The 12,833-nt window shown below is 41.2% G+C and carries 16 protein-coding genes; 9 read left to right on the top strand and 7 right to left on the bottom strand.

Features of this window, described 5'->3' with window-relative positions:
* Nucleotides 1-170 precede the first annotated feature (170 nt).
* Both fabA and fabB read left to right on the top strand, forming a co-directional pair.
* The gene (gene fabA, locus BVC89_RS21210) at nucleotides 171-695 is read left to right on the top strand and encodes a 3-hydroxyacyl-[acyl-carrier-protein] dehydratase FabA (protein WP_086933123.1); all 525 of its coding nucleotides are present in this window, start codon (nucleotides 171-173) and stop codon (nucleotides 693-695) included.
* A gap of 131 nt (nucleotides 696-826) precedes the next feature.
* Nucleotides 827-2,041 (top strand): beta-ketoacyl-ACP synthase I, encoded by a 1,215-nt coding sequence (fabB, locus tag BVC89_RS21215; RefSeq protein WP_086933124.1) that lies wholly within the window; start codon nucleotides 827-829, stop codon nucleotides 2,039-2,041.
* Nucleotides 2,042-2,129: 88 nt separating this feature from the next.
* Here fabB and BVC89_RS21220 read toward each other — a convergent pair whose 3' ends face one another.
* Nucleotides 2,130-2,996: a sugar nucleotide-binding protein gene (locus tag BVC89_RS21220; protein ID WP_086933125.1), complete on the bottom strand. Its 867-nt coding sequence runs from the start codon at nucleotides 2,994-2,996 to the stop codon at nucleotides 2,130-2,132.
* Between the two features lie 83 nt (nucleotides 2,997-3,079).
* Complete coding sequence (locus tag BVC89_RS21225; RefSeq protein WP_281260971.1) at nucleotides 3,080-3,511, bottom strand: winged helix-turn-helix transcriptional regulator; 432 nt, start codon at nucleotides 3,509-3,511, stop codon at nucleotides 3,080-3,082.
* Between the two features lie 189 nt (nucleotides 3,512-3,700).
* Between BVC89_RS21225 and BVC89_RS21230 the strand changes: the two genes are divergently transcribed.
* The 3 genes from BVC89_RS21230 (at nucleotide 3,701) to BVC89_RS21240 (ending at nucleotide 5,421) form a co-directional block, all read left to right on the top strand.
* The gene (locus BVC89_RS21230; protein WP_086933126.1) at nucleotides 3,701-4,147 is read left to right on the top strand and encodes a YybH family protein; all 447 of its coding nucleotides are present in this window, start codon (nucleotides 3,701-3,703) and stop codon (nucleotides 4,145-4,147) included.
* 30 nt (nucleotides 4,148-4,177) lie between these two features.
* Nucleotides 4,178-4,591: a YybH family protein gene (locus BVC89_RS21235; RefSeq protein WP_086933127.1), complete on the top strand. Its 414-nt coding sequence runs from the start codon at nucleotides 4,178-4,180 to the stop codon at nucleotides 4,589-4,591.
* A gap of 80 nt (nucleotides 4,592-4,671) precedes the next feature.
* Nucleotides 4,672-5,421 (top strand): SDR family oxidoreductase, encoded by a 750-nt coding sequence (locus BVC89_RS21240; protein ID WP_086933128.1) that lies wholly within the window; start codon nucleotides 4,672-4,674, stop codon nucleotides 5,419-5,421.
* Nucleotides 5,422-5,486: 65 nt separating this feature from the next.
* Here the strand turns inward: BVC89_RS21240 and BVC89_RS21245 are convergent, their stop codons facing one another.
* Nucleotides 5,487-6,107 carry a TetR/AcrR family transcriptional regulator gene (locus BVC89_RS21245; protein ID WP_086933129.1) on the bottom strand — a complete coding sequence of 207 codons (621 nt, stop codon included), beginning with the start codon at nucleotides 6,105-6,107 and terminating at the stop codon, nucleotides 5,487-5,489.
* A 227-nt stretch (nucleotides 6,108-6,334) separates the two neighbouring features.
* Between BVC89_RS21245 and BVC89_RS21250 the strand changes: the two genes are divergently transcribed.
* From BVC89_RS21250 to BVC89_RS21265, 4 genes are all read left to right on the top strand, one after another.
* Nucleotides 6,335-6,865, top strand: coding sequence for a peroxiredoxin-like family protein (locus tag BVC89_RS21250; RefSeq protein WP_086933130.1), 531 nt, complete (start codon nucleotides 6,335-6,337; stop codon nucleotides 6,863-6,865).
* A complete protein-coding gene (locus tag BVC89_RS21255; RefSeq protein ID WP_086933131.1) occupies nucleotides 6,865-7,263 on the top strand; it encodes a nuclear transport factor 2 family protein in 399 nt (132 codons plus the stop codon). Before BVC89_RS21250 ends, BVC89_RS21255 begins: the two co-directional genes overlap by 1 nt.
* A gap of 137 nt (nucleotides 7,264-7,400) precedes the next feature.
* Nucleotides 7,401-7,805, top strand: coding sequence for a hypothetical protein (locus tag BVC89_RS21260; protein WP_158658062.1), 405 nt, complete (start codon nucleotides 7,401-7,403; stop codon nucleotides 7,803-7,805).
* A gap of 109 nt (nucleotides 7,806-7,914) precedes the next feature.
* On the top strand, nucleotides 7,915-8,961 hold the full coding sequence (locus BVC89_RS21265; protein WP_216825022.1) for a Kelch repeat-containing protein: 1,047 nt from the start codon (nucleotides 7,915-7,917) through the stop codon (nucleotides 8,959-8,961).
* A gap of 105 nt (nucleotides 8,962-9,066) precedes the next feature.
* On the opposite strand, the gene speB is transcribed toward BVC89_RS21265, so the two are convergent.
* From speB to BVC89_RS21285, 4 genes are all read right to left on the bottom strand, one after another.
* The gene (speB, locus tag BVC89_RS21270) at nucleotides 9,067-9,891 is read right to left on the bottom strand and encodes an agmatinase (protein ID WP_086933133.1); all 825 of its coding nucleotides are present in this window, start codon (nucleotides 9,889-9,891) and stop codon (nucleotides 9,067-9,069) included.
* 68 nt (nucleotides 9,892-9,959) lie between these two features.
* Nucleotides 9,960-10,445: a P-loop NTPase family protein gene (locus BVC89_RS21275; RefSeq protein WP_086933134.1), complete on the bottom strand. Its 486-nt coding sequence runs from the start codon at nucleotides 10,443-10,445 to the stop codon at nucleotides 9,960-9,962.
* Nucleotides 10,446-10,671: 226 nt separating this feature from the next.
* Nucleotides 10,672-11,067, bottom strand: coding sequence for a hypothetical protein (locus BVC89_RS21280; protein WP_086933135.1), 396 nt, complete (start codon nucleotides 11,065-11,067; stop codon nucleotides 10,672-10,674).
* Nucleotides 11,068-11,217: 150 nt separating this feature from the next.
* Nucleotides 11,218-12,012, bottom strand: coding sequence for an enoyl-CoA hydratase/isomerase family protein (locus BVC89_RS21285; protein ID WP_086933136.1), 795 nt, complete (start codon nucleotides 12,010-12,012; stop codon nucleotides 11,218-11,220).
* Between the last annotated feature and the right edge of the window lie 821 nt (nucleotides 12,013-12,833).

Below are 12,833 nucleotides of genomic sequence, written 5' to 3' on the forward strand. Positions count from 1 at the left end.
AACTCGTCTGGTAATTGTGGTTTATTCGTTTATAGTGCGCACTTTCGTTTTTAACTGGATATTTGGCACTTGCTGGACAATCACTTTTAAGGCGTTAGAATGGCTGCCAGTTAGGTTTATAGACACCTGTACGGTTTATTTTAAAGAATTTTATTAGGATTACTGCGTATATGCTCAATTTCGAACAGAAGTCTTCTTTCACCAAAGAAGAGTTAATCTCCTGCGGCAATGGTGAAATGTTTGGGCCTGGCAATGCTCAACTGCCTGTCCCTAATATGCTTATGTTGGATAGAATCGCGCACATTAGCAAGGCAGGAGGCGAATTTGGTAAAGGCGAAATTATCGCCGAACTCGATATTAATCCCAATCTATGGTTCTTTGATTGCCACTTCCCAGGTGACCCTGTCATGCCTGGCTGTCTAGGCTTAGATGCTATGTGGCAATTAGTAGGGTTCTTCCTTGCTTGGAAGGGCAATGAAGGCCGTGGAAGAGCGCTAGGAGCGGGAGAAGTAAAATTTACTGGCCAAATATTACCAACCGCGAAAAAGGTCAGTTACCATATCCACTTAAAGCGTGTTATTGAACGCAGACTTATCATGGGTATTGCCGATGGCCGCGTAGCTGTTGACGGAAAAGAGATTTACTTTGCCAAAGACCTGCGTGTAGGCTTATTCACCAATACCGAAACGTTCTAGTAATTTGTACAGCCTAATATTATAAAAAAAATAGTATTACAGAACGCCAATAAGCAGTAGCGCGGTATAATACCTGTGCAGAGTTGGTGAAAAATACACCAATTCACTAAAGATGAATAAAGAGGTCATTTATGAAGCGAGTTGTGGTTACAGGCATGGGAATCGTCTCCTGCATCGGTAATGATAAGGAAACTGTTCTCGACGCCCTTCGCACTGGCAAGTCTGGTATAAAGCACAACCCCAGCTATGAAGAGCAGAAGTTTCGCAGCACCATATCAGGCTCCGTGGAGCTTGATCTAAAAGATCATATAGACCGTAAAATTTTGCGTTTTATGGGTGATGCTGCCGGATTCAATTATGTTGCCATGCAGCAAGCCATTGCTGATGCAGGCCTTTCAGAAAGCGAAGTCTCCAATGAAAGAGTGGGCATCATTACAGGCTCTGGTGGTGCATCTACCAAAAGTGTGGTCGATGCTGCGGATATCATGAGGGCAAAAGGTGTCAAGCGAGCAGGCGCCTACCGAGTAACTCAAACCATGGGTAGCACTACCTCAGCATGTCTTGCCACCCCCTTTAAAATCAAAGGCGTTAACTACTCTATATCTTCCGCGTGTGCGACCAGTGCCCATTGTATTGGTAATGCCATGGAGTTAATCCAGCTAGGCAAGCAGGATATTATATTTGCTGGTGGCGGTGAAGAAGAACACTGGACACTGACTGGCCTATTCGATGCCATGGGCGCCTTGTCTACTAAATATAACGATACACCGGAGCTAGCCTCACGAGCTTACGATGCGGATCGAGACGGCTTTGTCATTGCCGGCGGTGGTGGTTGTCTAGCTATAGAGTCTCTTGATCATGCTCTTGCTCGAGGCGCTAAAATATATGGCGAATTGGTAGGCTATGGAGCGACTTCGGATGGTTATGATATGGTTGCGCCTTCTGGCGAAGGTGCTGCTCGATGCATGCGTATGGCAATGAATACCGTTGAGGGCGAGATCGACTACATCAACTCTCATGGCACTAGTACCCCCGTTGGTGATGTTGCCGAACTGCGCGCAGTTAGAGAAGTATTCGCAGATAAAATTCCTTCTATCAGTTCCACCAAGTCTCTAACAGGTCATTCTCTGGGTGCCACAGGCGTACAAGAAGCTATATACACGTTGCTCATGATGAAAGAAAATTTCATCGCAGGCTCGGTGAACATCAATACACTTGATCCAGAAGCACAAGGCATACCTATTGTCACCAGTACAAAGGACGCAACTATCACCCGTGCTATGTCAAATAGCTTCGGCTTTGGCGGCACTAATGCCACCTTGGTGTTCCAAAAATATCAAGGCTAATCACACACCTTAGCGTCGCATAAAAAGTAAGTACGTTGCCTCATACTCAAGCAGTGTACTTACTTTTCTCAAGCTTATTCAGACTCCCTTACCCCACCAGATAATTTTTCTCTGTCAAATAATTTTTCACCATTGATTTTAGTCCTTTTCGCCACGACCAGAGCTGAACCCCAAAATTATCAGTACAGCGATTACCCACTAATAGCGCATTTCCCTTTAGCGTTCTTTTACTATCGTGGAGACTGGCGATTTCAGGCATATCCACATTGTTCTCTAATTCTGCATTAATAAAACGTACAATAGCATCACAGAACTCAGCCTCTGAACACTTATCAGATCCATGGACATGAAAAATACCCCAATTCTCGGCACCACAAAGGACTTGCTGAGACATGGCTAAAACGAGGTTAGCCATAAAGTCCATACAAACAGGTCGACCAAAATCGTGGTCGGAAGCGTACACAGTATTTTTTTCAACAAGTTTGGGGATAAAGGTTTCAAATAAACTGTTATCGCTACCGGCCAGCAGCCAACTTACACGCAGAATTAAATGCTGTTCGAGACTCTCGCATGCTTTTTCTAAGCCTAATAAATACTGACCATAGGCATCCGCAGGAGCCGGCAGTGATTGTTCATCAATCTCACCTTCCACAGCTTCTTCCCCAAACACTCGGTATGAGGAGAAGTGAATTAAAGGAATCTTACCCACCTTGCACAAGTTGACGATATTTGCGTGAATTCGCATCTCCTCGTCAGCATCGGCAAAAGCCTGCTCTGCTCCGTAATTAACCACAAAACAAGGTGAGTTTTCTTGAAAATACTCATCAATAGCACCTTCATCACTCCAATCCAAATCGCTAGGAATAAGCACATTTATCGCTTGTTCTTCAAAAACCGCACTGACAGCCTCGGCAAATTCTTTTTGCGCTGCACGTAATAAGACTCTGAAACCCAACTGGACACCCTTATATAAAGCTTTTAAACACTAATGAGATAGCATATTAAATTAAAATGAAGACGATACGCATCATTTAATATTTAATCATCAGCTTGGCTGCTGTTATAAGCACAATGCGCGTCTTCTATCTGAGAGCGGTGCTCAATCGCCCAATTGGCCAACACACTGATATGGCCAACTAAAGATAGTCCCATATCAGTCAAACTATATTCTACCGATGGTGGCCGAGTATCAAAGACCTGCCGATGCACCAAACCATCATATTCTAGACCTCGCAAAGTCGATGTTAGCATGCGCTGAGAAATACCATCGATGGCACGCATAAGTGAGCGAAAACGTTCAGGTTGACGCCCTAGACGCATTAGCACAAGCACACTCCACTTATCACCGACTCGGGTCAATATATCACGCACAGGGCATGCATCACTCTCATCATCTGCCAGCCACTGGTCGATCCCTTTATTGATGCTTTCAATCAATGAGGTGGTTACTTTTATGTTACCAAAAGACAAAATTCTGCTTCCTTATGCCGTCAATGTATTTCTACTAGAATAGCTCGAATATAGCGTCATTTTATCGCCAACCGTTAGTACTGGCTATATATAGAAAACTAATCTGATGGGTAGATAGCCAATAAGTGCAATCAAAGCCCAAATAGAACCTCATATGAATAGTTGTATTTAAATTCACAAGGTAAAATTATGATACAAGACGATAATGAAATAACAAAAGTCAGAGAAAATTTAGCAAGCTGGCTGCGCGCTTTTAACGCAAAGAATATGGATTCTCTTTTCTCACTATACGACCCCAACAGTTTATATGCCAACGCTAATGCACCACTTATGCGCGGTATAGAACAGATAAAACCCTGGTACCAAGAGGCCTTAGCTAACGTCCAAGGTGAACTACTGTACCGGGAAGAAGCCGCCATTCAAGATGGTAACTTGGCCATGTTATTAGGCGCTTACTACTTTAAGCCACCACATGAGATTGCACCACCAAGTGATGCCAAACTCACAGGGGGCACAGGACGGGTCGCACTGGTGTATAAACGCAATCAGGAAGGTGACTGGAAGTTATTATTCGACATGGACAATACACCGCCAGACATTAGCCCTGAAACATTTCTGCAGCCTACCAGCGTCTAAAACAAAACCTCATTAGTATAGAGACATATCATGCAAAATAAACGAAAAATCGCCCATTACCCGCATCAAATTGTTGAGCGTGTCGCTGAATTTATCGAACAAGGGGATCTAGAGGGTATCGTCACAATGTTTCATCCTCAATGCAAAATTGCTATGGATCCGGAACAAGCACCAATGGAAGGCCACGACGCGGTACGATCAATATTTTCCGACTATGTTGCACAAAAAGTTAAACTGCTCGGCACTGTATCGGGTGAAATGATTAACGACGACATTGCCATTCTTCAAGGATCTTGGAGTATCGAAGATGCAGAGGGAAACACATTAGGAGGAGGCATTTCTACAGAGGTAACAAAACGTTTGGATCACGGTGGATGGGTATATTTTATCGACTGTCCTATTCGCGTTCCCTCTGTTAGCACTCATAAACCATCAGAGACTTAACACCTATTTGTTGTATGACAGCGCCCAATAAATAAGGCATGATGATGTAAGTTTTAAATGTAAAAGATGGAGTATCGTCGATGTCAAAAAAAGTGGCGCTCATCACTGGCGGTAGTCGCGGCATTGGCGCTGCGACAGCCATAAAGTTTGCCGAAAACGGTTTTGATATATGCATCAATTATGTGGCGAATAAATCTGCGGCAGAAGATGTGGCCAACACAATTGATAAATTTGGTGTTAAATCTATATGTGTGCAGGCGGATATCTCTAATGAGCAAGAGGTGATAAAACTTTTTGCGACTGTGGATCAAGAATTGGGCTGCGTCAGTGCCGTTATTAATAATGCAGCAATATTGACTACCCAAACACGTCTAGAAAATATAGACGCTAAACGTCTCAATACAATTTTTCAAACCAATGTCACAAGTGCTTTTTTATGCTGCCGAGAAGCCGTAAGAAGAATGTCCTATAAGAATGGTGGGGCGGGTGGCGTAATCGTTAATGTCTCGTCTAATGCTGCTAAAACAGGATCACCTAATGAATATATTGACTACGCTGCATCAAAAGGAGCGATAGATACTTTAACAAAGGGTCTCGCTCTAGAAGTAGCCGATGAAGGTATTCGAGTCAACGCCGTGCGCCCAGGTTTGATTTATACCGAGATGCATACCTCAGGGGGAGAACCGAATAGAGTTGATCGATTAAAAAATAAAATACCGATGCAACGAGGGGGACAAGCAACCGAAGTGGCTGAAGCGATTTACTGGCTGGCCTCGGATCACTCCTCATTTTCAACGGGTAGCTTTATTGATTTGACAGGAGGACTTTAAACACAACTGCGCTATAAACAATATTAGTTTTATTCGCGATAGCTAACTGCTTTAGCTAGGCTAATTTATAATTCTTCCTCTGGTGCTTCCATTACCATTTTTACCCTATATTCCACATCCTTAAGCATGTGTTCACTATCCATAGCCGCACGCGCTCTAAAAACATAACCTTGACGCAAATCAAACATCAGCCGGGCGCGCTCCATTGAAGGAAAATTCTTCGGCAAAGCACCTCTGGCTTTCTCCAATTCAAAACGCCGGCACAACCTTGCATCAGTGTCTTTGATTGCTCGCTGTAGCAATTCTTGCGTACCTTCAACTTCTTCAGCGCTGGCAGCAACGCAAGATGTTAGAAAACATCCACTTGAACCACTGTCATTATCAACACTATAACTGATCACCGCCTTCATAAAAGCACGTACCGCTTTATGGATATCAGGCTCGGTTTCAAAAGCTACCAAAGGTGCACATGCATCGTTGGAAGCATAGCAGTCAATAGTTTCTAGATAGAGTTTATGCTTATCTCCAAAAACGGCATAAAGGCTTGGGCTATTGATTCCCATTGCCTGAGTTAAATCCTTCATCGATGCACCATCATAGCCTTTCGCCCAAAATACATGCATCGCCGCTAACAGCGCCTTTTCTCGCTCGAAAGCTCGTGGCCTACCCGCTTTTTTTGCTGCCATTGGTATCGAACACCCTCTGTTACTAACTTTATAGATTAATAGCAATCATTACATAATTTTCATAAAAATTAAACAAAACCTAATTATTCGTTTAATTATAGGATTTTTTTATCGATTTCATATAGTGCTTTGATAAATTTATTTTTGTTATAAACATTACAAAATAGTTGACATTGGCGCGCAAATACAATTTAATAACAATCATTACAAAATATGAGAGCAAAATAATGAGTATACAGAAACCCAAAGCAGGGCAAAGTTTCCCTTCAATAACCATGAATGATCTACAAGGAGGCACACGGGATTTATCTAAGCCCAATGCACCTTACGATTGGCAAATGGTGGTTGTCTATCGAGGTAAACACTGCCCTCTTTGCACCCGCTATTTATCTGAACTCAACACATTGTTACCGGAGTTTCATGCCTTGGGCATTGACGTAGTAGCAGTATCCGCGGATACAGAAGTAAGAGCGAAAGAACAAATATCTCAAATAAACCCTAATTTTAACATCGCTTATGGCCTGACCATAGAACAGATGCAAACTCTAGGTCTGTATATTTCCAACCCTCGTTCACAAGCTGAATATGACCGCCCCTTTGCTGAGCCAGGATTATTTGTAATTAACGCCGAAGGCAATATACAAATCGTCGATATTTCCAATGCGCCGTTCGTACGCCCGGAATTGACGTCTTTGTTAATGGGCTTGAAATTTATCCGTAACCCCGAAAATAACTACCCCGTAAGAGGAACCTACTAATGACAACCAATGAAGCTCGTGTTCAAGAAGTTCGCCAGACAATGGATAACTTAATTCAAACTGCCACCAGTTATGATATCGATACGCTTGATAGTATCTATCACGATAAACTTCAGGTCGTTATGGTAGATACCGAAGACAATGTTAATACCGCTGATAAGCAGGCATTTAAAGGCATATTTAAATCTAAGCGTGATGCAGGCGATCCTCCTATGAGCACCTGGGCAAAGTTCCATCGTATTGATGTAGAAGGAGACCAAGCTCATGTTGTGTTATCTCGTAAAAATAATTTAAGTGGCCAGGATATGGTACTTGTCTTAAGTATTGATCTGATATTTGAAGATGGGCGCTGGCAAGTCATACGAGAATTCATTTTTTTACGCCCCGAAGAAAAATAAATGCTTTCACTGAAGGCCTAGCGTTAACACTAAAGCAAAGGCCTTCACCTTTGTTTTTAGCGGTTCGTAATAAGGTCAAGATTAATTTAACACAGCAATTTAACACTATAAAGAGAGTCAATATCGTGGTAAACACATTGAAAAAATTCGCCTACTGGGGAGCAACCGCTATCCTTTTATTTCTTCTTGCTTGGGCAACGGGATCATATATTATAATTCACGACACACAAGCAGGTTTCTTTGAAGCTTTTGGTTATCCAACTTACCTTGTTTATCCCTTAGCAGCACTTAAGTTTATCGCCATTCTTGTTATTGTTAGCCATCGTTTTAACGACTTAAGAGATATGGTTTATGCCGCTTATTTTTTTAATATGATACTGGCACTTGTAGGCCATATTGTCTATGGAGATTTTTACGGTCATGCGGTTGTGGGTTTATTGGCGATCCCTGTTTCTTATTTATTGGGTAACCAAGTAAGAGGACGCCCTAAGTACAATTTCTTTGGCACATGGACGCACCCAGAGCCTAGTGCTAGCAATTAATTGTATATGAGTGGGCAAATTATCATATTTCATCAGTATTTGAGAATATATGCCTGAACTAAGTTAATCGCTATAATTGCATTTCTTAAATCCTGTCGTGGCGATTAAAATGAAATACATAGTCAGTCTTGTCGTACTTTTTAGCACATTATTTTGTAATACATTGTGCGCAGTTGAAAAGTACCCTCTTCTACCCGCTCCTGTGAGTAATAATGCCGTTACTATGGTTAGCAACCAAACAGGGGATTATATACTCAGTTTTATGGGCTTAGGAAAAAACAAAGATTACAGCGCTGTCCACAATAAAGTATATGCTCTAAAACTTGGAGATAAAGTTTGGCAAGCGAAGAATCCGGTTCCCTCTTCCCTTAGATTAAAAGGCCGCCTGGCAAGTATTGCAGTCGCAGTTAAAGATCAAGCCTATATTTTTGGCGGTTATACCGTAGCAAAAGATCACAGTGAAATATCCAGCCCAGATAACTTTCGTTACGATGTGGCAAAAGATAGTTATTACCCAATAAGCGCTATGCCTGTTGCTGTAGATGATGCCATCGCTTTGGTCTATCAAAACAGATACATTTATTTGATCAGCGGCTGGCACAATGATGGCAACGTTAATTTAGTGCAAGTATACGATACTAAACTCAATAGTTGGCAACAAGCTTCTCCTCTCCCCGGGAATGCCGTATTTGGACATGCAGGAGGTATTGTTGGAGATAAAATACTGCTTTGCGATGGTGTTCGTGTACAAGTACATCAAAATAAAAGACGCAGTTTTTCAATGGAAAACGCATGCTACTTAGGTACTATACAAGAAAACACTCCGTATAAAATAGATTGGCATAAAGTAAAGCATCCAACAGGTAAAGGGCGCTATCGTATGGCAGCTACAGGCTACCAAGGTGATATATGGTTTTATGGTGGCTCTGAAAATCCTTATAATTATAATGGTATCGGTTACAATAAAGAACCATCCCTACCAACAAAAGAGATATGGCGTTTTAACCTAGCAAAAAAACGATGGTCTGTTAGTCAGGCAAACACCAGTAGTATGGATCATAGAGGATTAATAACGTATAAAGACCAACTATTAGTTGTAGGTGGTATGGGAAAAGAACAAAAAGTGTTAAATATGATTCAAGTTGTCCATCAATAATAGATAGTGAGCCACTGCTAAAGTGATAGAGGAAACAATTTAAGCATTCCCTTTACACAAAAACCCTCTATTTTTAAAATGGCCTATCAATAGGCCATAAATCCCTTAACAATCCAGCATCTTGCCACACACTTCTTTATATAACTTGTTAACAACCGCAGCAGTCATATCGTTAATATCACGAGTAGGATTGTATTCAACAATATCAGCACCAATAACCGGCACATCAATAGACTGAATAACATCTAGTATTTGCCTAACAGTTAGACCCCCAGGTTCATGGTGGGAAACGCCTGGAGCAAAAGCAGGATCTAAGGCATCAATATCGATAGTGATATAAACGGGGCCGTCTAGTTTAATTTGGTCTGATCCGCACCAATTCTTCATCTCATAAATTTCAACATTAAAACGCTCGGCCTGCTCGCGCTGATGTTGGTTTAAAGTACGAATACCGACTTGAACAAGCCTGCGAGCGAAATTATTTTCCATAATACGTGCAAACGGACAAGCATGAGAGAGGGGATTATTATCAAGAATGTCGTAAAGGTCTGGATGAGCGTCGAAATGAAGAATAGTAATATCCTGATGATGCTTAGCTAAACCTTTTAAAATCGGAAAAGTAATGGAATGATCGCCACCAAAGGTTAAAGGTTTACCACTGCGCATAACCACTTCAGCGATAGTATGTTCTAGTACGGCAAAGGCTTGTCCAGGATGCTGCCATGTCATATCGCCAATATCCACAATTAGGGGATGGTCACCTAATTCCCTCCCCAACTCCGTACTCGTATTACTGGCATCGCACTGCATCATCTGACGAATAATAGCCGGTGCCTTGGCAGGCCCTTTTAAATACGAAGAATAATCATCAAACGGCATACCGAGCAAAACTACACTATTAGGCTTCACATCGTTTATTGTTGAGTACATATTTATCCTATTTAGCATAAAACGTTAGCTTACAGTCCGAAGCTGTGCTGGTAACAACCAGAAGTTTGTTACATATTCTTATTTGACGTATACATAGTTTTCTTACCATGATAACTATTAAACAAAGCTTCATGAGATGACCTGGAAAACACATCCTCCCTTGTGGGATATTGACTAATCCAATCAATAAGCATCTCTAAATTTGCATCCTGCTCGGCTTTAGAGACATATTTGTGTGGTTCCCAAGGTCGTTTTTTGGCATTAGCAATACAGTCCTCGACCGATAAATTCATAAATATTATTTCACTTGCTTGAGTGAGAACTAGCGCTAGTAAATCAGAATAACACCCTTCAACCACCCAAGTATCACTGGCATTAATAAAATCATCCACTTCTAGCTTGGCATCACTTATAGGTTTTCTCTGAGGAGGATCACTTGGCAACCAAGCGACCGTATCCAAATCTAAATGAGACAGCTCCTCATCTTGACACAAAGCCTTAGCAAGAGTGGACTTACCAGAGCCTGAATTACCAAATATTACAACTTTTCTCAACGCTATTTCCTTTTGTTTTTAGCAGTTATCCAACACACATTTAAATATTATTAACGTGATTATACGCAGGATTAAATCTATATGTCTTGATAAGAAGCTAATCAACACTAATAATGTCGCTAATAATTATGCCAACGCGTTCTGGTAGAAATCTTGCGAATTTTCAGTCACACTTTTTTCCTATTGATTATAACTTTACTCACACAAAAACTTGAGAATTAAAGAGTTAGTTTCCATTACGAGTTGGATCTAGTTTTACAGCTGTGACAGTGGCCACCAGAATCAAGATTTCCAGAATAGCGTAGATCGCCATACGGCTATGGTAGCCATCAACGGCCAAGCCTGTGACGCGAACAACCAGCAGAATACTAGTCAACAGTAATAAAGGCCTGAACCAATTTTGCTGGTTAAATAGAAACATAACACAACATCCAGTTATCCCAAGCAGTCCAGTAGCCATAATAGACTTGAGCGTGTTAATGCCATTAAGTGTTGTCACAGTAACGCCAACTCGCTCCATGTGGTCGGCAGGAAAGAACGCCCACACAGTTCCTAAATATGCGAGAAAAAGAGCCGTTAAGCCAATATAGCCCAAAGATATATATCTGAGTACGAATGTCATGGTAAAAATCCTTAATAACTCGAGTCAACTTGAACTATATTTGGCAAAATTCGGCAAATATTCGGTAAGTCGCCCGAAAGCGCACGAGTCGCTGCGCTCATATTCTTAATTTTGATGGTCTAACAATTAGTTGCTACAGCCTGCTTAAATTTATTTGCCTTTAAAAATGAATTGCGGACGTGCACGCCCATCTTCAACGGCTTTAATTGCTTCCGGCAGACAAGCTTGTGCATCTTCCGAGACAAGAATGTCACCAGCCATTTCTGCCATCAAAGCATCTGCTGCCTCTACACCGCCATCAGACCATGCACGCAGGAGTTTCTTATGAGCGGCATGAGAAAGAGTTGCACTATCTTTTAGACGGTCGACCCACTCTTGAGCTCGCGTGTGAAGATCTGCAACAGGGACAACTTCGTTGACAAGGCCTGTGTCCAGAGCAGTCTGTGCATTGACACGCTCTGAGGTTAAAGCCCACTGCATAGCCTTGGTACGGCCTACCCTATCAGCAACACGTTGCACACCTCCGAGGAATGTGAAGACCGCTATACTGGCTTCTGAATGACAAAACTCAGCATTATCTGCGGCGATGATAATGTCACCTCTTAGGGCCATTTCAAAACCACCGCCGCCACAATAACCTTGCACCGCAACGATAATTGGGAAAGGAAAGTCCTGAAAGACTTTGGTCATCATCACACCGCCAGCAATACTTTCACTAAAATCTTTGGCAGGCTGACCAGCCCAAGACTGTATATCGGCGCCGTAACTAAAATCCGGGCCTTCAGCTTTTAAAAGTAACACTCGCGTGTCTGTTCTTTCGGCTAGATCCTGTATTGCAGCTGTTAACCCTTCTGCAACTGCTGCAGACATGCGGTTTTGAGGTGGGTTATTAAGGGTAATTGTTGCAACTCCATTTTCATGAGTATAAGTGATTGGTGGCATCATATTCTCCAAATGTCGGTGTTTATATTGTGCCTGTACTATAAAAAAATTGGTTGCTTAAAGCAACCAAAATAAAAAGTAAAATTAATTATTCATGCCACAAACGGTATTGCTAATACAGATATAAGGCTTGAAAAATGTAAAAATTTAGCCTATAAAATCTATTTTTTAGGATAAAAATAACTGAAAAACAATAAAATAAAAATATTTTAGGATAATTTATACAAATAACGATTTTAGGATATAGAGTCAAAAGTTGAGTGCCGCTTTGCGAAAAAATAAGCCCCACTCCTTGGATTGTTCCTGAAACTCACTAGTGCATCGGCGCTTCAAAATTAAAGAGAACAAGCCAGGGCCTGTTAACACTAGTTTAATTGCTCCTGTGACAAACAGCAGTACACGTACCTGTATAAGATGAGATTTTAGAATAATTAAAACAATAAACTTTCTGAGCCATAAATTAATATAGAGTTTAGGTTTGTCTAGAACAAAAGAATAGACACAAAAAACTAGTAAATTAATAGCTTGCAACTCGATAAGTAATAAAATGTATCTATAGGATATGGAACGCCTAAAACAAGCTATCAAAAAATTAGAGCATTAAGTTTAGCGTTAAAGGATATTTTTAAGAGTTACTAATTTCTTCGACTATTTTAGTCCAACCCTTCTCTCTTTCCACCCTAAAAAAAACAACATACATTCACATTAATTTAAAAATTTTAAAGACTATTTATTTTAACAAAAAACAACCTGAAATATTAATGACTCTATTACACACCACTATTTACGGCCTTGAATTTAACTTTCTATTAAAAACCTTCATA

The organism is Agarilytica rhodophyticola (assembly GCF_002157225.2).
Taxonomy (GTDB): Bacteria; Pseudomonadota; Gammaproteobacteria; order Pseudomonadales; family Cellvibrionaceae; genus Agarilytica; species Agarilytica rhodophyticola.